We start from the raw sequence: 19,470 nt of genomic DNA on the forward strand, positions 1-19,470 counted from the left end.
AGGCTTGACGATGACCGCAACGACCACCGACCCGCCGGCCGCACGGCCGCTCGCGGTCCCCGGCGGGTCCCGTCGCCGATCCGGGCGCCGCCGGCAGATGTCGCTGCTGGTCACGGCGCTGGCGGTGCTGCTCGCCTGCGGTGTGGCCAGTGTCACCGTGGGGTCCCGGTTCGTGGCGCCCGAGGCGCTGTGGCACAGCCTGTTCGGTGGCGACCGGACGTCCATCGACGCGGTGATCGTGTGGCAGCTGCGGATCCCGCGCACGGTGCTGGCCGTCCTCACCGGGGCCGCGCTGGCCGTGTCCGGAGCGGTGTTGCAGGGCGTGAGCCGGAACCCCATGGCCGACCCGGGCCTGCTCGGGGTGAACGCCGGTGCGGCGCTGGCCGTGGTGCTGTCCATCCAGCTTTTCGGGATCTCGACGCCCGCCGGGTACGTGACCGGCGCGCTGGTCGGCGCGGCCGTGGTGGCCGCCCTGGTGGTGACCTTCTCCTCGCTCGGCGCCCGGGGTGGCCGGCGTGGCAGCGGCGAGAGCGGGGTCACCCTGGTGGTGGCCGGCATGGCCGTCACGGCGCTGGCCACCGCGGTCATCCAGCTCCTGTCGCTGCGCGACAGCACCACGTTCGACCAGCTGCGCGTCTGGCAGGTGGGCGCGGTCTCCGGGCGGGATCTCGGCACGCTGGCCACCGCCGGGCCGGTGCTGCTGGTCGGCGCGGTGCTGGTCGTCGTGACGGCGCGCGGCGTCGACGCCCTGGCGCTCGGCGACGAGGCGGCCCGGGGGCTGGGTCAGCGGACGGGGCGGACCCGGGTGCTGGCGGTGGCCGGCGTGGTGGCGCTGTGCGGCGCGTCGGTCGCCCTGGCCGGGCCGATCGGCTTCGTCGGCCTGGCCGTCCCGCACCTGGCCCGGTTGCTCACCGGTCCGGACCACCGCCGGGTGCTGGCCCTGTCGGCGGTGCTGGGTCCGTGCCTGCTGCTGGCGGCGGACGTCGTCGGCCGCGTGGTGCACCCGCCGTCCGAGGTGCCGGTCGGTGTGCTCACCGCGGTGATCGGCGTGCCGGTGCTGCTCGTGCTCGCCCGCCGCCGGGCGGTGGCCCGGTGACGGCGGCGCCGATCCGGCCGGTCGGTCCCGCCGGTCCCGTGGGGACGCCGGGGCGGCGGCACCGGCTGCCGCCGCCCGCCCGGCGTCCGCGGGCGCTGGCCGCCACAGCCGGGCTCGCCGCGCTGCTCACCGGCCTGGCCGTGTGGAGCCTGTCCGTCGGCGAGTCGCCGGTGGCCTGGGCCGACATCGTGCCGGCGCTGACCGGCCACGGCGACGCCGGCGCGGTCTTCGCCGTGCGCGACCTGCGCGCGCCGCGGGCGCTGTGCGCGGTGGTGGTCGGTGCCGCGCTGGGCGTGTCGGGAGCGATCTTCCAGTCGCTGACCCGCAACCCGCTCGCCAGCCCCGACCTGCTGGGCATCAGCGGCGGCGCCTCCACGGCCGTGGCCGTGGCCGTGCTCGGACTGGGGCTGACCGACGTCGCGGCCGGCCCGCTCGCCCTGGTGGGTGCGGCCGGGGCCGCGGCGTTCCTGTACCTGTTCGCCTGGCGGCGCGGGGTCAGCGGGCAGCGGCTGATCCTGGTCGGGATCGGCGTGGCCGCACTGACCACCGCGGTGACGTCGTACCTGCTCACCATCCGCCCCGCGCTGCAGACCCAGCGGGTGCTGTTCTTCCTCACCGGCAGCGTGTCCGGGGCCGACTGGGGCGACGTCGCCGTCGCCACGGTCACGGTGGTGCTGCTGCTCGCCGCAACCCCGCTGCTGCTGCGCTGGATGCCGTTGCTCGAGCTGGACGACTCGACCGCGGCCGCGGTCGGCGTCCCGGTGCAGCGCGCCCGGTTCGCGTCGGTCTGCGTCGCGGCGCTGCTCGCGGCGCTGGCCGTGTCGATCGCCGGGCCGCTGTCGTTCGTCGGCCTGATCGCCGCACCGCTGGGCCGCGCGGTGACCGGGCGGCCCGGGTTCGCGCTGCTGCCCGCGGCGCTGTGCGGTGCTCTCGCCGTGCTGATCGCCGACCTGGCGGGGCGCACGTTGTTCGGCGAGATCGACGTGCCGGTCGGCGTCCTCACCGCCCTCGCCGGCGCCCCGTACCTGCTGGCCGTGCTGCTGCGGTCCCGCACCCCCCGCCCGCTGAGATCGAGAGGGATCCGCTGATGTCCGCGTCCGCAGTCCAGGCCCGGGAGGAGCTGCACGGAGAGCGTCCGGCGCCGGCGGACGGTACGGGACCGCGGCCGCCACGGCTGGCGGCGGAAGGGCTGCGGGTGGCGTACGGCCCGCGGGTGGTGCTCGACGGCGTCGACGTGGCCGTCCCCACGGGCGCGGTCACCGCGATCATCGGCGCGAACGCCAGCGGGAAGTCCACCCTGCTGCACGGGCTGGCCCGGCTGCGCAGGCCGGTCGGCGGCCGGGTCGTCCTCGACGGCCGCGACATCTTCCGGATGCCGACGATCGAGGTCGCCAGGGCGGTGGGCCTGCTGCCGCAGTCACCCACCGCCCCGGACGGCATGACGGTGGGCGACCTGGTCGCCCGTGGCCGGTACCCGCGACAGGGCGTGCTGCGTCGCTGGTCCCGGGCCGACGAGGACGCCGTGGTGCGTGCCCTGGAGCTCACCGGAACCCTGGACCTCGCGGACCGTCCGGTGGACCAGCTCTCCGGCGGCCAGCGCCAGCGCGTCTGGATCGCACTGACGCTGGCGCAGGAGACCGACATCCTGCTGCTGGACGAACCGACGACCTTCCTCGACATCGCCCACCAGATCGAGGTCCTCGAGCTGGTACGGCAGTTGCACGCGCGCGGCACGACGGTGGCCATGGTGCTGCACGACCTGAACCAGGCGGCCCGGTACGCCGATCACCTGCTGGCCGTCCGGGACGGCCGCATCGTGGCCGAGGGACCGCCCGCGCAGGTCCTGACGCCCGAGCTGGTCGGCGCGGTGTTCGGCCTGCGGGCCCACGTCATGGCGGACCCGACGTCCGGTGCCCCGCTGGTCGTCCCGATCGGATTGCTGCCGGCGGCCGACCGCCCGTGACGACGGCGCTCAGCGCTCGCGCCAGTCGTCGGACTCGATGTGCGACCCGGCCTGCGGGCCCATCTGCAGCATGCCCCCGTCGACCGGCCAGGATGCGCCGGTGACGTAGCCGGCGGCCGGCGAGGCCAGGAAGGCCACCACGGCAGCGATCTCCCAGGCGTCGCCGGGGCGCCCCAGCGGGACGCCGGGACGCTTGGTAACGCGCGGGTTCTCGTCCTCCTGCCCGGTCATCGGGGTGGCGATCTCGCCCGGGGCCACGGCGTTGACCGTGATGCCGTCCTGGCCGAGCTCGAGAGCGGCGGTCTTCAGCAGGCCGCCCAGGCCGTGCTTGGCCGCGTCGTAGGCGCTGGAGCCGACCCGTGGCTGGTGCTCGTGCACGCTGGTGATCCCGATGATCCGGCCGCCGCTGCCCTGCGCCACCATCAGCTTCGCCGCCTGCTGGATGCAGGCGAACGCGCCGTCCAGGTCGGTGGCCACCACGGACCGCCACTCGTCCAGGGTGAGGTCGACGAGCTTGGTGCTGGCGCCCGTCCCGGACGCCTGGACGTGCACGTCGAGGCGGCCCAGCTGTTCCGCGAGGTCGCGGACCACCTGCTGGCTGCCCTCCAGGTCGGTGGTGTCCAGCCGGGCGACGAACGCCCGGCGGCCCTTGCCCTCCACCTCGCGGGCGGTGTCCCGGGCGCCCTGCTCGTCGTCGTGCCAGGTGATGCCGACGTCCATCCCCGCTTCTGCCAGGGCGACGGCGGTCGCCTTGCCGATGCCCGAGTCCGACCCGACGACGATCGCCGCCCTCGGGGAGAAGCTGTTGCCGGCGTGGCTGCTGGTGGGGGTGGTCATGGGTGTGCCCTCTCTTCGCCGCGGGTAATGAAGGGTGACGCACGCTCTCGGTGCCCCGCACGGGCGCCCGGCAAGCAGGGAGGCCCGGCATGGCCACGGACGCGACCGGACGGCCCGCGGTGTTGTTCGACATCGACGGCACCCTCGTCGACTCGAACTACCTGCACATCCAGGCGTGGTCCGAGTCGTTCGAGGTGCTCGGCACTCCGGTCGACACCTGGCGCATCCACCGGGCCATCGGACTGGATTCCAAGAAGCTGCTGGCGGCGCTGCTCGGCGACCGCGTCGACGAGCTGGGCGACGATGCCAAGGAGCAGCACAAGGCCCGCTACGAGGGTCTGGGCGACCGGCTGCGGCTGTTCCAGGGCACCCGGGAGCTCCTGCGGGAGGTCGCACGGCGCGGGCTGCAGGTGGTGCTGGCGACGTCGGCGCCGCAGAACGAGCTGGAACTGCTGCTGCCACTGCTGGACGCGGACGAGTGGATCTCGGTGGTGACCTCGGACGAGGACATCGAGACCGCCAAGCCCGAGCCGGACATCCTCGAGGTGGCGCTGGAGCGGGCGGGGGTGTCGGCGGACCGCGCGGTGATGATCGGCGATTCCATCTGGGACGGCCAGTCCGCCGACAAGGCCGGCATCACCTTCCTGGGCGTCCGGAGCGGTGGTGTCGCCGAGGAGGAGCTGCGCAGCGCCAAGGCGGTGGACGTCTTCGACAGCCCGGACGACATCCTGCGACACCTGGACGACGGGCCGATCGGCCGGCTGCTCGGCGACTGACCGCCCGGCGGCTCGTGCTCAGCGCGCGGCCGGCACCGCGGCGGCGGTGAGTGCTGCCAGGCGCGCGAGGTCGCCCCGCAGGCGGCCGGCCATCAGCAGCCGGACGAGCGGAGCCAGCAGGATCTCGGCGCCGTGCAGTCGGATCCGCAGGACGAGCAGCACCCGGCAGCTGTCCGCGCCGGTGGCGCGCACCTGCCGCTCGCCGTCGGCGTCCGTCCCGGCCGTCGTCCGCCAGCGCAGCCGGGACACCGCGGGACCGGTCTGCACGTCGAGCACCTCGCCGATGTTGCGGGTCGTGCGCCCGGCGAACCGGTACCGCTCGTCGGTGCGCGCCCCGGGCGCGGCGATGCCGCTCGGCTCGACGGTCATCGACCTCACCCCGGCGCGCCACTGCGCGTCGCAGTGGTAGTCGGCGAGGACCTGCCACACGGCGACCGCCGGTACTGCGACGACTCTCTCGACACTGAGCCGGATCATCGGGGCACCTCTCTCGACCGGACGGATGCTCGCGACGACACTGTACGGTGTCGAAGTCTTCGACGTCAAACAATTCGAGCAGACGTACGATGGCGCCGTGGCGACCGAGCGGACCGAGGACGCGGTCGACCGCAACGTCGAGCAGTGGCGACGGGTCCGACCGGACCTGCCGCTGGATGCCATGGCGACCTTCGCCCGGCTCGGCCGGCTGGCGGGCGTCGCGACGCCGCTGATCGGCGAGACCTTCGCCCGGTTCGGCCTGTCGATCGGCGAGTTCGACGTGCTCGCCGCGTTGCGGCGGGCCGGCGACCCCTACACGCTGACGCCGTCGGCGCTGGCCCGCGGCCTGATGCTGTCGGCGGCCGCGATGACCAATCGGCTGGACCGGCTGGAGGCGGCCGGTGCGCTGACGCGCCGGCTGGATCCGGCGAACCGGCGCAGCATGCTGGTCACGCTCACCGCTGCGGGGCTGGACGTGGTGGACCGGGCGGTGACCGAGCACGTCGCCCGCGAGGAGGAGCTGCTGGGCGTGCTCGGTGCCGCGGACCGCCGCCGGCTGGACGCCCTGCTCCGTGATCTGCTGCACGCCTGGGAGTCCCGGTCGGGGACGGGCGGGTCGCCCGCGCGCTGATCCGCGCCGGGCACCCGACCGGTCAGCCGGCCAGCGCCCGCTCCACCGCGGGCCGCAGCTGGTCCGGGGTGACGGACGGTCCGAAGCGGGCGAGGACGGCGCCGTCCCGGTCGACGAGGAATTTGGTGAAGTTCCAGGCGATGTCGTCCGTCGTGGGGTACTCGCCGTCGAATCCGCGCAGCGGGCGGCCGTCGGCGTCGAGGTCGCGCGGCGCCTCGGTGCGCAGGTGGCCGTACAGCGGGTGGGCGTGGTCGCCGTTGACCTCGATCTTGGCCAGGACCGGGAAGGTGACCCCGTAGGTGGTGCTGCAGAAGGTCTGGATGTCGGCGTCGCTGCCCGGCTCCTGGCCGCCGAACTGGTTGCAGGGGAAGCCGAGCACCTGCAGGTCGCGCTCGCCGAGGTCTTCCTGCAGCTGCTCCAGTCCGGTGTACTGCGGGGTCAGTCCGCACCGGCTGGCGACGTTGACCAGGAGCAGCACGCGCCCGCGGTAGTCGGCGAGCGACGAGTCGGTGCCCTCCGCGGTGGTGACGGTGAAGTCGTGCACGCTCATCGCTGTCCGCTCCCTGCTGTCGGTGCGGCAGGACCGGTGACCTGCCCGCGGTCGATCATGCCCCCGCGGCGCGGGACCCGGGACCGCTGGTGCCGCCCGACCGCCTCACCCCGGCTCGTCGGCGCCCGGACGGCAACTGCCCGGTGGGATCGGGCGATCCCACCGGGCAGCGGCGGCTGTCGCGGCCTTTCGGCCGCCGGTCACTCAGCCGAAGAACGCCTTGTCCCCACCGAGGCTGACGGCGGTGTAGTAGACGTCGGCCGCCTTGTAGCAGGCCTCCTTGGCACCAATCTCCCACCAGCTGCCGTACTCGCGCTGGCACTGGACCCTCATGTTGCTGCGGAACCGGCTGTCGATGGAGTTCTTGCGCGCGCGGGTCGGGTCGAACTTCGGCCGGACGCCGGGGCCGGAGGCCTTGCCGTAGTTGCGGTAGCCGAAGTCGTGGCGGTCGCACGACGCCTTGAACACACCGCTGTAGTGGGCCAGGACCAGGGCCAGCGCCGGGCTGATCCAGACGGCCTTCGGCACGCTGCAGCCGTCCTTGGTCCAGTTCAGCTGGGTCGGGTACTTCTTCTTGTAGTGCCCGTAGTTGCTGCCGCCGACGGTCTCGTACTCGACCTTGCTCGCTGCGGCCTTGAGGGTGGCGCGGCTCGGCGCGGCCTCCGCCGCGGTGACCGACCCGCCCAGCAGCGCCAGGGCAAGGGCCGGGATGATGACTGCTCGTTGCCAGATCCGCACGGGGACTCCTCTGTCGGGGCGCCGGAATTGCTGCGACACACAGACAATGGGTGTACGGCCGCCGGCCGGTCAAGATCGGCGGTGGATAAGTAAATTATTCTTTCGCGGCCGGCGCGAGGCGTGTTCCCGGTGCGGCCGGCCTCCCGCGACCTACCCTCGGCCGATGGGTCGACGGTCGGCGGCGGAGACCCGGCAACTCCTGCTGGACACCGCGGTGGGACTGCTGCACGAGCAGGGTCCGGCGGCCGGGGTGCTGCACATCCGGCTGAGCGACGTGGTGGCCCGCGCCGGGCTCACCACGGGCGCCGCCTACCGGCTGTGGTCCGATCAGCGGGACTTCCACGACGACCTGGCGATCGCCGCGTTGCGGTGGCGCGACCGGTCGCTGATGACCAAGACCACCGATGCGATCGCACCGGTGGTGCGGTCGGGCGGCTCGCTGGCCGACGTGCTCCGGGCCGGGGCGGAGGCGAACGTGCAGCGGATGCCCGAGGACGTCGGCATCCTGGTCACCCTGGCGCTGCGGGCGGCCGCATACCGCCAACCCAGCCTGCTGCGGGCCGCCGCGGAACGCCGGCAGGACGCCGTGGCCTCGTTCGGCGACCTGTACGGCCGGATGATGCAGCGTTTCGGCCGGCGACTGCGGCCGCCGTTCACCATGGAGCACCTGTGCGCGGCCTTCACCGCGGTCGTCGAGGGCTTCGGGGTGCAGACCGCCACCGGCGACGGGCATCCGTCCGTCCGGCTCCCCGAGGAGGGCGGACGCGAGTGGACCTTGCTCGGGGTCTGCCTCGCGGCGCTGGTCGACCGGTTCACCGAGCCGGGGGAGGAACCGGCACCGGCGTGACCGTGCCGGCGGCCGGGGGACTCGCGTACCCCTTGGCGCTACTCCTCGACGGCGCCGCCGATCTCCCGCAGGTGCGCGCGGAAGGTCAAGCCCGGCTCGCTGTTCCGCCGCTCGACAAACTCGGTCATCCGCAGCTGGTCGCGCAGCGACTCGCCGCTGCGGATCCGGTCCGCCTGCCGGCGCTCGGTGTCCCGGATCCGTTCGGCCAGGGTGAGCAGCTCCGGGAGCCGGTCCGCGGGCAGGAAGACCGCGCCGTCGTCGTCGGCGACCACCACGTCGGACGTCCCGACCGACCAGGCGCCGGATCCCGCCCGGTCGAGCGCGTCGTCCGGGCGGTCCCGCAGTTCCAGCGGACCGGTCGGCAGCGCACCGAGGCTGAAGACCGGCAGGCCGATGGCGCGGATGTCCGCGGTGTCCCGGTGCAGGCCCCAGAGGACGAGGCCGGCCAGCCCGGCGCTCGCCGCCTCCTGCACGACGAGGTCGCCGACGCACGCCTCGTCCAGCCGACCGCCGTTGTCCACCACCAGCACGTCGCCGGGCAGGGCACCGGCCAGCGCCTCGAGGAAGACGTCGACGCTGCCGGCGTGCCGGGCGGGGAGGACGCGGCCCGCCACCCGGCTGCCGGGTTCGACCGCGCGCGTCCCCGCCGGCGCGCAGCGCACCGGCACGCCGGCGCGGAGGCAGGCGTCGGTCAGGTGCGCGGTGGTGAGGGCATCCAGTCGGCTGCTGGTCCGGGGGTCCATGCGTCGACCGTAGGGGCGACGCTCACCCGCGCAACAGCTGGGCGAGAGCCAGCGTCAGCCTCGCGGCCGCGACGAGATCCAGGCTCTCGTCGGGCCCGTGCGGGTGGGATGCGGCATCCAGCAGTCCGACCGCCAGGACCGGGACGTCCGGGTACCGGGCGGCGATCATGGCCAGGAACGGGATGGTGGCCCCGCCGGCGGCCCAGGCGGCGGTGGTGCCCCACCCGCTCGCCGACGCGGCCTGCAGTCTCGGCTCCCAGTCCGCCGGTCGCGGTGCGACGAAACCGTTCTCGGCTCCCACGACCGACAGCTGCACCCGGGCGCCCGAGGGTGGATCGCTCTCCAGCGTGCGCCGCAGCGCCGCCGCCGCGGTGCGCGCGTCGACCGTGGGGGGCAGGCGGATGGACAGCCGCACGGTGGTGGCGGCCCGCAGCACGCTGCCGGCCTGGTCGACCGGTGGCATGCCGTCCACACCGGCGTAGGCGACGCTCGGCCGCCACGTCTGCGCCAGCAGCTGGTCGGCCGGCTCGGTGGCCATCGGCCGCACGCCCGGCAGCAGGCCGAGACCGTCCGCGGGCGGTGGCGCGGCGGAGGCCTGCGCCCGCAGGTCCGCCAGCACGTCGGCAGAGGGATCGGCGTGCAGTTCCTCCACCAGGACCTCGCCCGTGCCGGCGACCTCGAGCCGGTCGAGCAGCTGGCGCAGCAGGCGGAACGTCGACGGGCGGACGCCCCCGCCGAGCCCGCTGTGCACGCCGGTGCGCGCGACCGTCACGGACAGGTCCGCGACGACGATGCCGCGCAGCGACGAGGTGATCCACAGCCGGTCGTTGGCCGGGACGAAGGCGTCCAGGCAGACCACGGCGCCGACGTCACCGATCCGTTCCCGCTCGGCGTCGAGGTACGCGGGCAGGTCGACGCTGCTGCTCTCCTCGGAGGTCTCGAGCAGCACGACGACGCGGGGGTGCCCGAGCCCGTCGGCGGCGAGCGCCCGGACCGCCGCGGTGACCATGGCCGGCACGTACTTGTCGTCGCCGCTGCCGCGGCCGAAGAGCCGGTCACCGTGCCGCTCCGGGTCGAACGGCGAGGTCACCGACCACCCCTCGCCGGCGGGTTGCACGTCCAGGTGTCCGTACACGAGCGTGGCCGGACCGGCTGCCGTACCCGGGATGTCGCACACCAGCGCCGGTGTCCGCCCGGCGCCCTGCAGGCGGCGCACCGTGACGCCGCCGCCGAGCTCGGCCGTGAATCAGTCCGCCGCCGCGCCGACCACTTCGTCGAGGTGGCCGCGCTCGGCCCAGGAGCGGTCGAACGCGGGGGACACGCTCGGGATGCGGACGAGGCGGGCCACCTCGGGCGCGAGCCGTTCGCGCCACTCCTGGAGCATCGCGTCCACGCTCACCACGCCGGCACCTGCCTGCGCGCCGGTCGGCCACCCGCGTCCGGTCCGGCGACCGGTGCGCCGTCCCGGACGAGCACCGTCCCACGGCGGACGACGTGCTGGACGGCGCCGGAGAGCCGGCGGCCCGCATACGGGCTGGCGGCCGACGCCGGGCCCGGCGGGTGGGCGGCGAGCACGGTGGTCGCCCCGGGGTCGACGACGACCAGGTCCGCATGCCGACCCACCGCGACGGCGCCCTTGTCCGGGAGGCCGAAGGCCTCGGCCGGCCCCGCGGCCGTCAGTCGCACCAGGTCCGCAGCGGTCAGCCAGCCGCCGGACAGCACACCGTCGAGCAGCAGTGGCAGCAGGGCGTCCAGCCCGGGCAGCCCGTTGCCGGCATGGGCGAAGTCCTGGTCCGGCTTCTCCTCGGCGGCGTAGCCGCAGTGGTCGCTGGCCACCAGGTGGACCGCGGAGCGCCCGTCCGTCAGGCGCTCCCGCAGGTCGGCGACCGAGTCCGTGCCGCGCAGCGGGGGAGTCACCCGGCCGGCGGCCCCGAGCTGCCGCCCGCTGTCCAGATCCAGGTAGTGGGCGCAGGTCTCGCCCCGGATACGGGTTCCCCGCTGGTGTGCGCGGGTGGCGGCGTCCACCGCGGCCGCGCAGGACATGTGCGCGATGTAGATCCGGGCGTCGACCGAGCGGGCCACGGCCGCCGCCATCGCGACGGCGGCGGCCTCGAGGTCCTCGGCGCGCCGGGCGTCGTGCTGGGCGAGCGAGTCGGGAGCCCCCCGCAGGACCTCCAGCTCGGACAGGACGTCCCCCGGTTCGGCGTGCACGATCACCGGCAGCTCGGCCGCCGAGGCTGCCGCGGCGATGTGAACCAGCTGTCCCCACGTCGTCATGACGGCCGGATCGGTGTGCGCCAGGAACGCCTTGACCGACAGCACCCCCGGGACCGCGGCGGCCTCCTGCAGCGACCGGGTCAGCCCCGCGGGCGGCCCGTGCCGGTCGACCAGCCGGTCCGGTGTCATGCGCAGGTGGAAGCCGAAATCCGCGTGACCCCGGCGGGACTGCGCCGTGGCCCGTGCGACGGCGTCGGGTAGATCCTCCCCGGTGGCGGGGTACAGGTGGTCGAGCACCGTGGTGATGCCCCCGGCCACCGCGGACCCGCCGACACTGTCGAACGTCTCTGCGTGGATGGGATGGACGTGGGCGTCCACCACGCCGGGCAGCAGCCAGCCGCCATCGACGTGGAGCGTCCCGCCCGCCTCCAGCGTGCCGGCCGGGCCGATCGCGCCGATGCGCTCGCCGTCCACCCGCACGTCGACCGGGCCCAGCTCGGGCCGGTCGGGCAGCAGGGCCCCGGACAGCACCAGCGAGTCAGCCATGCGTGGCCGTCCGGTGGGCGGCCGTGGCGAACCGATCCGCCGACAGCTCGGTGAGGTCCACGGTGGGCCAGTGACCGTCGAGGGCCAGGCCGACCACGGCCTCCGCGGCGGCGAAGCCGTGCATGAAGCCGTGGCCGCTGAAACCGGTGGCGTAGAAGTAGCCGTCGACCCCGTGCGCGGCGCCCACCAGGGCGCGGCGGTCGGGGGTGACCTCGTAGCAGCCCACCCAGCCCCGGGCGATGCCGGCGCCGGCCAGCCGCGGCCACCGGTGCTCCAGCGCCTCGCCCAGCTTCTCCAGCAGCTCCCAGGTGACCGTGGTGTCGGACCGGCCGGCCTCGGCGTCGGACGCGACGCCGAGCAGGACGCCGCCGCCCTCACCGCGGAGGTACAGGTCAAGGTCGGGCTCCAGCACGTTCGGCAGGCGCGAGGTGTCCAGGTCGGGCAGGTCCTCGGTGAGGAACTGGTGCTGGCGGTACGGCGTCACCGGGAGGTCGACCCCGACCAGGGCGCCGAGGGCCGGTGAGCCGAGACCCGCCGCGTTGACCACGATGTCCGCGGCGATCCGCTCCCCCGCGGCGGTACGCACGCCGGTCACCCGGCCGCCCGCCTGCTGGACGTCGACGACGCCCTCGTAGAGGCGGTACCGGACACCGAGGTCGCGCCCGCGTGCCGCGACCTCCGTGGTGACGTCCCCGGGTGATCCGAAGCCGTCGAGCGGTGTGAACGCCGCCATCTGCAGGTCGTCGGTGCGTGCACCGGGCAGCATCCGCCCCACCCCGGCCTGGTCCAGGACCTCGACCGGGATGCCGAGCGCCCGCTGCGCGTCCAGCCGCCCGCGGAGCTCGCCGGCGAAGGCGTCGTCCGCGGCCAGCGACAGGTAGCCGACCTGCCGGTACCCGAGGTCCACGTCGTGGGCCGTCTCGAAGTCCCGCCACAGTTCCCGGCTCCGGACGGTCATCGCCGCTTCGAGCGGCCACCGGAACTGCGTCCGCACGCCGCCGGAGGCCAGGCCGGTCGCTCCCTGCGCGATCCCCCCGCTGTCCAGGACGACGGTGCGCAGCCCGCGGCGCGCGAGGTGGTAGGCGCAGCTGGCGCCGACGATGCCCGCACCGACGACGACCGCGGTGCGGGGATCGGTGCCCGGTGGGCCGTCAGCCGGTGGGGCCACGGTGCGCTCCCGTCAATGGGGTTCCGATGAGTCCGGACAGCGCCCGGGGCGACCGGACGAGCACGTCCATGACCCGGTCGCGGGTGCCGAAGGCCTCGTGGTGCAGGTGCCGGCCCACCCGCGCCATGTCCGCCTCGACCAGAGCGTCCACGAGATCGTCGTGATCATCGGCCATCTGGGCGGCCGAGTAGTGGTGCGCGCCGACCCGGAAGTACCGCGCCGAGTCCTCCAGGACGCGTCGCAGGGTCCGCACCAGGCGCTGGTTGCCGGTGAGCTCGGCCAGGCCCATGTGGAAGTCGGCATTGACGTCGACCACCTCGTCGAGCGTGAGGCCGGGCGCTCGCAGGGCCGCGTTGTGCTCGCGGAGCGGGCCGTAGTCGGGCGGGTCCGCGACCAGCAGTTCCGCCACGCCGCGTTCGAGGATGTAGCGGAAGGCCGCGAGCTGCTGCAGGTCGCCGATGTCCAGGCCGGCGACCCAGTAGCCGCGCTCGCGCCCGGAGACGACCAGGCCCTCCTGCATCAGCCGGCCCAGGGCATCCCGCACCGGGGTGGGGCTGAGGTCGAACTCCTGGGCGAGCCCGGACTCGGACAGCCGCGTGCCCGGCGCGATGGCCAGCGTCAGGATCCGTTGCCGCACCGCCCGATACACCCCTTCCCAGAGCGCCTGTCGCGCCACGTGATCGCCCCCACTCCCGTATCCGCACCACTCCGTGCGGCTTGACCAGTCCACGCCCCATCCCTACAGTCCTCACTATAGTGACCACTGCGGTGAGCTGACAAACCCCACTGTCCGACCGACACTCCTGGAGGCATCCCGTGTTCCGGTACCGATCCGTGCGTCGCACGATGCTCGCCGTCCCCGTGGTCGCCGTCGCGCTGTCACTGGCGGCCTGCGGCGGCAGTTCCGACGCAGGCACGTCGTCGAGCAGCACGTCGTCGAGCAGCGCGCCGTCGAGCAGCGCGTCGTCCACGAGCGCGTCGTCGTCGGCGGCCGTCTCGTCCGCCGACACCACGGGTCCCAGCCCGACGGCGAGCACCATCACCGCCACCGGCCAGACCGGCGACATCGGCACGCAGACACCCGGTGTCCTCAAGCTGGCGGCGGACTTCTCGTCCTCGCCGAACCAGTTCCTGAACAACGGCAAGGAGGACGGGCTCAACCCCGCGCTCTGCACCGCCATCGCCGGCAAGCTGGGGGTGCGGATCGAGTGGACGAACCTCGCGTTCGACGGCCTGATCCCCGGTCTGCAGGCCGGCCGGTACGACGCCCTGTGCACCTCGGTCTTCATCACCGCCGAGCGCGAGAAGGTGATGAACATGGTGCCGTACGTGCAGTGGGGCAACACGATGGGCGTCAAGAAGGCCGCCAAGGCCGGGTACGACTGCCCGAAGACGCCGTGCTGGGAGGCCTTCGCCGGGAAGAAGGTGGCGGCGCCCAGCGGCGGCAGCGAGGTGGCGCAGCTGCAGGAGGCGAACAAGACCCTCTCGCCGCCGATGCAGATCCTGCCCTTCGAGAGCAACGTGCAGGTCTACCAGGCGTTGCAGAACGACTCGGTCGACGCCGCGTACGTCAACGACCCGCAGTTCGCGTACTTCAACAAGACCAACGGCGACGAGTACGCCACCGTCATGACCGGCGTGGAGTCCCGGGCGTTGGCGCTCACGACGGTCAAGAAGAACACCGCGCTGGCCGATGCCCTGATCCGCGGCCTGCAGGCGATCAAGGCGGACGGCAGCTACCAGAAGATCCTCAAGGACTGGGGTATCGCCGGGGTGGACGACTTCACGATCAACCCCGCGCCGGCCAGCTGACCCGTCCGGCGGTGCGCGGGGACCGAGCGGGAGGAGGGACGGCATGGTCTGGGACTGGGACCTCTTCGTCGAGCAGCTGACGAGCACGGGCTTCCTGGAGGCGGCGTGGACCACGGTGTGGCTCACCGTCGTCGCCGAGGGTCTCGCGGTCGCCCTCGGCGGCGTGGTGGCCCTGGGCATGCTCAGCACCTCGCGACCGGTCGTGGCGATCAGCGGCCTGTACGTGTGGATCTGGCGCGGCACGCCGATCCTGGTGCAGCTGCTCGTCCTGTACTTCGGCCTGCCCCAGATCGGCATCCGGCCCAGCGTCCTGCAGGCGGCGCTGCTCGGACTCGTGCTGAACGAGGGCGCGTACATCGCCGTCCTGCTGCGCGCCAACCTGCTCGCCGTCCCGGTCGGACAGTCCGACGCCGGGCGCGTGCTGGGACTGCGTCGATGGCAACGGATCCGGTTGATCCTGCTGCCCCAGGCGATCCGCACCTTCCTGCCGGCGCTGGGCAACCAGGTGAACAGCATGATCAAGACGACGTCACTGGTCTCCGTGCTGTCGGTGCAGGAACTGCTGGCGCACACCAGGGACACGGTCTCCGAGACGTACCGCCCCTTCGAGGCCTTCGCCGTGGCGACGGTCTACTACCTGGCCATCTCCAGCCTGTGGAACCTCGTGCAGTGGGCGCTCGAGCGCCGGTCCGACGTCACCCGCCGGGGCGGCCGCCGCCGCCCCGCCGTCCCTGCCCAGCTCTCCCGGATCGGTGCCCCGTGAACAACTCCGCCTCGGTTCCCGTCGTCGTCGTGGGGCTCGGCGCCCTCGGCCGGTTCTTCGTCCGGGCCGCCGCGGCGGACCCGCGCATCGCGATCGTCGGCGCGGTGGACACCGATCCGGCCAAGATCGGCCGGACCGTGGAGCAGGTGACCGGCGAGTCCACCGGTGCGGGCCTGCCCGTGGCCGGCGACCTGGCGACCTTGATCCGGCAGGTCCCGGTGCGGCCGCAGGTCCTCGTGCACATGACCGAGTCGCGGCCCGACCGGATCCTGCAGCCGCTGCTCGACGGCATCGCCGCGGGACTGCACGTGCTGTCCGCCGCGGAGAGCATGTTCCACCCGTGGTTGCGCTACCCCGAGCACGCCCGGCGCCTGCACGAGGCCGCGACGGCGGCGGGCGTGACGGTCACCGGCACCGGCATCAACCCGGGTTTCGTCTCGGACCAGCTGGTGCTGGACGTGGCCGCGGCGAGCACCGGGATCACCGGCATCCGGCTCAGCCGCGCGGTCGAGGTCTCCGACACCGGCCCTGGCGACGTCGAGCACGTCGGGTTCGGCCTGTCGGTCGAGGAGTTCCGGCGGCGCGTCGCGGACGGGCACGTCGAGGGGCACATGGGGCTGCCCGAGTCGTTCGCGCTGCTGGCCGAGCGCCTGGACCTGCCGATCGAGCGGATCACCGAGTCCTGGGAGCCGGTGTCGGTGGACCGGGTGACGCCGTCCGCGATCGGCGACATCGCGCCCGGTCACGTCGTCGGCATCGTCCAGCAGGCCCACGCCTTCAGCGGCTCGGCCGAGGTGATGACCGCGCGGCTCGCGATGTACTACGGCGAGGGCTTCGAGTCCCCGCACGACGAGATCGTGCTGGAGGGGCTGCACCGGATCCACCTGCGCATCGAGCCGGCGTCCGTGTCGATCCTGGGTGCCGCGATCGTCCTGGCCAACACGGTGCCGCTGCTGCCGGCGGCTCCTTTGGGCCTGGTGTCGGTGCTGGACCTGCCGACGCGCACCCCGCGGTCGGACCTGCGCTACCTGGTCGACGGCGCGGCGTCCCGGCCGGGGCACATCGTGCTCGAGCAGGTCGGGTCCGCGCCGGAATGAACCCGCACCCGGGCTTCCTCGGCTCGCTGACCAGCGGCTCGCTGTGGGCGGCAGCCTGGACCACGATCTGGCTCGCCGTGGTGGCGCAGCTGCTCGGACTGGTCATCGGACTGGTCATGGCGCCGCTGCGCCGCTCCCGCCTGGCCCCGTTGCGCTGGGTGTCCGCGGCCTACGTCTGGTTCTTCCGCGGGTCCCCGGAGCTGCTGCAGATCCTGGCGTGGTACTCGGTGCTGCCCCTGGTGGGCGTCGACCTGCCGGTGATCGCGGTCGGCATCCTCGGGTTGGGCGTCAACGAGGGTGCCCGGATGACCGAGATCGTCCGTGGCGCACTGTCGTCGGTGGACAGCGGGCAGACGGACGCCGCCCGGGTACTGGGTCTGGGCCCGTGGGCGACGGCGCGGTGGGTGGTGCTGCCGCAGGCGGCCCGGCTCATCATCGGTCCGCTGGGCAACCAGATGAACTACATGTTCAAGACGACCTCGCTGGTGGCCTTCATCGGCATCGTCGAGCTGCTGCGGGAGACGCAGCAGGCCGCGCAGTTCACCAACGCGCCGCTGGCCGTGTACCTGGCCACCGCGACGGTGTACCTGGCGATCACCTCCGTATGGGGTGCGCTGCAGCGCTTCGTGGAGCAGCGGGTCGCCGCGGGCAAGGCCGCGGTGGGACCGGGCCGGGTGCTGGCGCGGCGCCGGCTGTCCGGGCTGATCGAGATCCCCGGTGCACACCTGTGAACGGGCAGGAGAGGGACATGACGCGGACGGCCACCCGGACGACGCCGGACGGCGACTTCCTCCATGTCTGGGGCTCCAAGACCTTCGGGTCGGGGCTGCGGGTCCTCGACGACGTCGACCTGTCGGTGCCCCGGGGGTCGGTGACCGTCCTGATCGGTCCCAGCGGGTCCGGCAAGACGACGCTGCTGCGGGCCGTCGCACTGCTGGCCCCGCTGGACACCGGGTGCGTGCTCCTCGACGGCCGCCTGCACGGCTACCGGGAGGCCGGGGACGGCCACCGGGTGCTGCCCGAACGGGAACTCGTGCGGGCCCGGCTGGGCGTCGGCATGGTGTTCCAGAACTTCAACCTCTTCCCGCACCGCACCGCGTTGCAGAACGTGATGCTGGCACCGGTCAAGACGCTCCGGCGCCCGCGCGCGGAGGTCGAGGAGGAGGCGCGGGCGCTGCTGCGCCGCGTCGGACTGGGCGACCGCACGGACAACTACCCGGCCCAGCTGTCCGGGGGACAGCAGCAACGCGTCGCGATCGCCAGGGCGCTGGCCATGCGTCCGAAGGTCATGCTCTTCGACGAACCGACGTCGGCGCTCGACCCGGAGATGGTGCACGAGGTCCTCGGCGCCATGAAGGAACTGGCCGAGAGTGGCATGACCATGCTGATCGCATCGCACGAGATGGGTTTCGCCCGCGAGGTCGCCGATCGGGTGGTGTTCATGGACGGCGGGCGCATCGTCGAGCAGGGCGAGCCCGAGCAGTTCTTCACCGGCACTGTCGGGCCGCGGGTGCGCGAGTTCCTCGACAAGATCCTCTGAGACAAGACTTCTGACAGGAGTGCGTGTGCTGACGTTCGTCTCCCACGGTCCCGCCGGCAGCGGCCCATCGCTGATGATGGCCGCCCTGGCTGAGGCGGTCCGGGCGGTGCAGCCGGACCTGGAGATCCGCACCGTGGACCTGCCGGCGCGGGACGGCGCCGAGGCGATCACCCACCTCGGTGAGCGTCCCGGCGACGCGACCGTCCTGGGCAGCTGCACGCCGACCTACCTCACGACGCCGCTCAAGCAGGACTTGCCCTGGCGGGCAGCCGATTTCACCGCGGTCGCGGGCCTGGTGCAGGACACCTACCTGCTGGCCGTGCGGACCGACCATCCGCGTGCCGGGCTCGACTCCCTGTTCGACGCACCGACCGTCGCGGCGGCGGCCCCGTACGGCGGCAACACCCACATCCAGGCGTTGCTCGTCGGGGACCAGGTGCCCGGCGTCGACGTGCGGATCGTCGACTCGCCGGCCGCGGCGGTCGAGGAGGTCGCCGCCGGCACGGCCGACTGGACGACCGGCGTCGGCTCGGACTTCGCCGCCGGCCTCCGCGACGGCCGGCTCCGGGTGATCGGTACCTTCGCCGAGCACGGGACGCCGGATCGACCGGCGCTGGCCGACGCCGGCATCGACGTCCGGTTCCCGCTGTGGCGCGGTGTCGTGGCTCCGCCCGGGCTGGCCGCGTCGGACCTCGCCGCGTGGGAGCGGCTGCTCGCCGGTGCGCGCCGGACGCCGCCGTGGCGCGACTACGTCACTGGCGCGGGCATGCAGGACGCCGACTGGGACAGCGCCGGCTTCCGCGAGGTGCTGGACCGGGAACAGGTCCGCTACGCCGCGTGGATCGACCGGCTCGGGCACTGAGCGGCGGGACGGAGGACGGAATGGATCTGGGACTGCAGGGACTGCGGGCGCTCGTCGGCGGGGCCAGCGCCGGGCTGGGCGCCGGTTGTGCCGCCGCGCTGGCCGGTGAAGGCGCGCGGGTGGCCCTGGCCGCCCGGCCCAGCGAACGCCTGGCGACGACCGCCGGGACGGTCGGCGGGGTGGCGGTGGGGGTGGACCTGAGCGCACCGGACGGACCGGCGACCGCCGTCGAGCGTGCGGTGCAGGAGCTGGGTGGGCTCGACGTGCTGGTGGTCAACGGCGGTGGGCCGCCGCCGGGCACCTTCGGCTCGGTCGACGACGACGGCTGGCAGCAGGGTGTCGAGGGCACGCTGATGGCCGCGGTACGGCTGATCCGGGCGGCGCTGCCGCACCTGCGCGCCTCCGCAGCGCCGTCGATCACGGTGGTGCTGTCCAGTTCCGTGCGGATGCCGCTGGAGGGCCTGGTCACCTCGAACGTGCTGCGGCCCGGCCTGGTCGGGCTGATCAAGTCGTTGGCCTCCGAGATCGCCCCGATCCGGATCAACGGGGTGGCGCCCGGGCGCATCGCGACGGGCCGGGTGGCCGGCCTGGACGAGCGACGCGCCACCGCGGCCGGCATCAGCGCCGACGAGGTCCGCCGGCAGGCGATCGCACGCATCCCGCTCGGGCGGTACGGCACGCCAGAGGAGTTCGGGCGGGTCGTCGCCCTGCTCGCCTCGAGCGCCATGGGCTACGTCACGGGCGCCGTGGTCCCCGTCGACGGCGGCCTCGTGCTGTCCCTGCCCTGAGCCGCCGGCACCGTCCCTA

At 73.9% G+C, this 19,470-nt stretch carries 23 protein-coding genes; 13 read left to right on the forward strand and 10 right to left on the reverse strand.

The genetic code is table 11. The features are described 5' to 3' along the window. The first annotated feature begins 10 nt into the window (after nt 1-10). From IEY37_RS08550 to IEY37_RS08560, 3 genes are read left to right on the forward strand one after another with little or no spacing between them, the layout of a single operon-like run. Nucleotides 11-1,096 (forward strand): FecCD family ABC transporter permease, encoded by a 1,086-nt coding sequence (locus IEY37_RS08550; protein ID WP_229674201.1) that lies wholly within the window; start codon nt 11-13, stop codon nt 1,094-1,096. Next, complete coding sequence (locus IEY37_RS08555) at nt 1,093-2,184, forward strand: FecCD family ABC transporter permease (protein ID WP_188941113.1); 1,092 nt, start codon at nt 1,093-1,095, stop codon at nt 2,182-2,184. Before IEY37_RS08550 ends, IEY37_RS08555 begins: the two co-directional genes overlap by 4 nt. Then, nucleotides 2,184-3,059 (forward strand): ABC transporter ATP-binding protein, encoded by an 876-nt coding sequence (locus tag IEY37_RS08560; protein ID WP_188941114.1) that lies wholly within the window; start codon nt 2,184-2,186, stop codon nt 3,057-3,059. The genes IEY37_RS08555 and IEY37_RS08560 overlap by 1 nt, the downstream gene beginning before the upstream one ends. A gap of 9 nt (nt 3,060-3,068) precedes the next feature. Here IEY37_RS08560 and IEY37_RS08565 read toward each other — a convergent pair whose 3' ends face one another. Continuing rightward, the gene (locus tag IEY37_RS08565) at nt 3,069-3,896 is read right to left on the reverse strand and encodes an SDR family oxidoreductase (protein WP_188941115.1); all 828 of its coding nucleotides are present in this window, start codon (nt 3,894-3,896) and stop codon (nt 3,069-3,071) included. Nucleotides 3,897-3,985: 89 nt separating this feature from the next. Between IEY37_RS08565 and IEY37_RS08570 the strand changes: the two genes are divergently transcribed. Then, nucleotides 3,986-4,672 (forward strand): HAD family hydrolase, encoded by a 687-nt coding sequence (locus IEY37_RS08570; RefSeq protein WP_188941116.1) that lies wholly within the window; start codon nt 3,986-3,988, stop codon nt 4,670-4,672. Between the two features lie 18 nt (nt 4,673-4,690). On the opposite strand, the gene IEY37_RS08575 is transcribed toward IEY37_RS08570, so the two are convergent. After that, a complete protein-coding gene (locus tag IEY37_RS08575) occupies nt 4,691-5,149 on the reverse strand; it encodes an SRPBCC family protein (protein WP_188941117.1) in 459 nt (152 codons plus the stop codon). Between the two features lie 97 nt (nt 5,150-5,246). Between IEY37_RS08575 and IEY37_RS08580 the strand changes: the two genes are divergently transcribed. Then, a complete protein-coding gene (locus tag IEY37_RS08580; protein WP_229674202.1) occupies nt 5,247-5,780 on the forward strand; it encodes a MarR family winged helix-turn-helix transcriptional regulator in 534 nt (177 codons plus the stop codon). Between the two features lie 22 nt (nt 5,781-5,802). On the opposite strand, the gene IEY37_RS08585 is transcribed toward IEY37_RS08580, so the two are convergent. Further along, nucleotides 5,803-6,330, reverse strand: a complete 528-nt coding sequence (locus IEY37_RS08585; protein ID WP_188941119.1) for a glutathione peroxidase — start codon at nt 6,328-6,330, stop codon at nt 5,803-5,805. Nucleotides 6,331-6,534: 204 nt separating this feature from the next. Then, nucleotides 6,535-7,068, reverse strand: a complete 534-nt coding sequence (locus tag IEY37_RS08590; protein WP_188941120.1) for a phospholipase A2 — start codon at nt 7,066-7,068, stop codon at nt 6,535-6,537. Nucleotides 7,069-7,231: 163 nt separating this feature from the next. Between IEY37_RS08590 and IEY37_RS08595 the strand changes: the two genes are divergently transcribed. Further along, the gene (locus IEY37_RS08595) at nt 7,232-7,915 is read left to right on the forward strand and encodes a TetR/AcrR family transcriptional regulator (RefSeq protein WP_188941121.1); all 684 of its coding nucleotides are present in this window, start codon (nt 7,232-7,234) and stop codon (nt 7,913-7,915) included. 38 nt (nt 7,916-7,953) lie between these two features. Here the strand turns inward: IEY37_RS08595 and IEY37_RS08600 are convergent, their stop codons facing one another. The 6 genes from IEY37_RS08600 to IEY37_RS08625 are packed head-to-tail and all read right to left on the reverse strand — an operon-like array spanning nt 7,954 to nt 13,319. Further along, on the reverse strand, nt 7,954-8,658 hold the full coding sequence (locus IEY37_RS08600) for an RraA family protein (RefSeq protein WP_188941122.1): 705 nt from the start codon (nt 8,656-8,658) through the stop codon (nt 7,954-7,956). 22 nt (nt 8,659-8,680) lie between these two features. Further along, nucleotides 8,681-9,874, reverse strand: coding sequence for a M20/M25/M40 family metallo-hydrolase (locus IEY37_RS08605; protein ID WP_188941123.1), 1,194 nt, complete (start codon nt 9,872-9,874; stop codon nt 8,681-8,683). A 30-nt stretch (nt 9,875-9,904) separates the two neighbouring features. Further along, a complete protein-coding gene (locus IEY37_RS08610) occupies nt 9,905-10,060 on the reverse strand; it encodes a hypothetical protein (protein ID WP_188941124.1) in 156 nt (51 codons plus the stop codon). Next, nucleotides 10,054-11,421: a dihydroorotase gene (locus tag IEY37_RS08615; RefSeq protein ID WP_188941125.1), complete on the reverse strand. Its 1,368-nt coding sequence runs from the start codon at nt 11,419-11,421 to the stop codon at nt 10,054-10,056. The genes IEY37_RS08610 and IEY37_RS08615 overlap by 7 nt, the downstream gene beginning before the upstream one ends. After that, complete coding sequence (locus IEY37_RS08620) at nt 11,414-12,589, reverse strand: NAD(P)/FAD-dependent oxidoreductase (protein ID WP_188941126.1); 1,176 nt, start codon at nt 12,587-12,589, stop codon at nt 11,414-11,416. Before IEY37_RS08620 ends, IEY37_RS08615 begins: the two co-directional genes overlap by 8 nt. Then, nucleotides 12,573-13,319, reverse strand: a complete 747-nt coding sequence (locus IEY37_RS08625) for a GntR family transcriptional regulator (protein ID WP_308426369.1) — start codon at nt 13,317-13,319, stop codon at nt 12,573-12,575. The genes IEY37_RS08620 and IEY37_RS08625 overlap by 17 nt, the downstream gene beginning before the upstream one ends. A 104-nt stretch (nt 13,320-13,423) precedes the next feature. Between IEY37_RS08625 and IEY37_RS08630 the strand changes: the two genes are divergently transcribed. Genes IEY37_RS08630 through IEY37_RS08660 form a run of 7 tightly spaced genes read left to right on the forward strand, consistent with a single transcriptional unit; the run spans nt 13,424 to nt 19,451 of the window. Next, on the forward strand, nt 13,424-14,401 hold the full coding sequence (locus IEY37_RS08630; RefSeq protein ID WP_229674203.1) for a transporter substrate-binding domain-containing protein: 978 nt from the start codon (nt 13,424-13,426) through the stop codon (nt 14,399-14,401). Between the two features lie 43 nt (nt 14,402-14,444). Continuing rightward, the gene (locus IEY37_RS08635; protein ID WP_188941129.1) at nt 14,445-15,164 is read left to right on the forward strand and encodes an amino acid ABC transporter permease; all 720 of its coding nucleotides are present in this window, start codon (nt 14,445-14,447) and stop codon (nt 15,162-15,164) included. Next, a complete protein-coding gene (locus tag IEY37_RS08640; RefSeq protein WP_188941130.1) occupies nt 15,161-16,261 on the forward strand; it encodes an NAD(P)H-dependent amine dehydrogenase family protein in 1,101 nt (366 codons plus the stop codon). The genes IEY37_RS08635 and IEY37_RS08640 overlap by 4 nt, the downstream gene beginning before the upstream one ends. After that, a complete protein-coding gene (locus IEY37_RS08645; RefSeq protein WP_188941131.1) occupies nt 16,258-16,992 on the forward strand; it encodes an amino acid ABC transporter permease in 735 nt (244 codons plus the stop codon). Before IEY37_RS08640 ends, IEY37_RS08645 begins: the two co-directional genes overlap by 4 nt. Nucleotides 16,993-17,009: 17 nt before the next feature. Next, the gene (locus tag IEY37_RS08650; RefSeq protein WP_188941132.1) at nt 17,010-17,801 is read left to right on the forward strand and encodes an amino acid ABC transporter ATP-binding protein; all 792 of its coding nucleotides are present in this window, start codon (nt 17,010-17,012) and stop codon (nt 17,799-17,801) included. A gap of 25 nt (nt 17,802-17,826) precedes the next feature. Further along, on the forward strand, nt 17,827-18,663 hold the full coding sequence (locus tag IEY37_RS08655; protein ID WP_188941133.1) for a type 2 periplasmic-binding domain-containing protein: 837 nt from the start codon (nt 17,827-17,829) through the stop codon (nt 18,661-18,663). 20 nt (nt 18,664-18,683) lie between these two features. Beyond that, nucleotides 18,684-19,451, forward strand: a complete 768-nt coding sequence (locus IEY37_RS08660) for an SDR family oxidoreductase (protein WP_188941134.1) — start codon at nt 18,684-18,686, stop codon at nt 19,449-19,451. Nucleotides 19,452-19,470: the final 19 nt, after the last annotated feature.

The sequence above is a fragment of the Nakamurella endophytica genome (assembly GCF_014646215.1).
Lineage (GTDB): Bacteria > Actinomycetota > Actinomycetes > Mycobacteriales > Nakamurellaceae > Nakamurella > Nakamurella endophytica.

Coding starts and splice junctions, on each gene's coding strand:
- IEY37_RS08570 (WP_188941116.1), top strand. CDS start 3,986: ATGGCCACGGACGCGACCGGACGGCCCGCGGTGTTGTTCGACATCGAC.
- IEY37_RS08600 (WP_188941122.1), bottom strand. CDS start 8,658: ATGGACCCCCGGACCAGCAGCCGACTGGATGCCCTCACCACCGCGCAC.
- IEY37_RS08595 (WP_188941121.1), top strand. CDS start 7,232: ATGGGTCGACGGTCGGCGGCGGAGACCCGGCAACTCCTGCTGGACACC.
- IEY37_RS08565 (WP_188941115.1), bottom strand. CDS start 3,896: ATGACCACCCCCACCAGCAGCCACGCCGGCAACAGCTTCTCCCCGAGG.
- IEY37_RS08645 (WP_188941131.1), top strand. CDS start 16,258: ATGAACCCGCACCCGGGCTTCCTCGGCTCGCTGACCAGCGGCTCGCTG.
- IEY37_RS08635 (WP_188941129.1), top strand. CDS start 14,445: ATGGTCTGGGACTGGGACCTCTTCGTCGAGCAGCTGACGAGCACGGGC.
- IEY37_RS08615 (WP_188941125.1), bottom strand. CDS start 11,421: ATGGCTGACTCGCTGGTGCTGTCCGGGGCCCTGCTGCCCGACCGGCCC.
- IEY37_RS08550 (WP_229674201.1), top strand. CDS start 11: ATGACCGCAACGACCACCGACCCGCCGGCCGCACGGCCGCTCGCGGTC.
- IEY37_RS08650 (WP_188941132.1), top strand. CDS start 17,010: ATGACGCGGACGGCCACCCGGACGACGCCGGACGGCGACTTCCTCCAT.
- IEY37_RS08585 (WP_188941119.1), bottom strand. CDS start 6,330: ATGAGCGTGCACGACTTCACCGTCACCACCGCGGAGGGCACCGACTCG.
- IEY37_RS08660 (WP_188941134.1), top strand. CDS start 18,684: ATGGATCTGGGACTGCAGGGACTGCGGGCGCTCGTCGGCGGGGCCAGC.
- IEY37_RS08575 (WP_188941117.1), bottom strand. CDS start 5,149: ATGATCCGGCTCAGTGTCGAGAGAGTCGTCGCAGTACCGGCGGTCGCC.
- IEY37_RS08560 (WP_188941114.1), top strand. CDS start 2,184: ATGTCCGCGTCCGCAGTCCAGGCCCGGGAGGAGCTGCACGGAGAGCGT.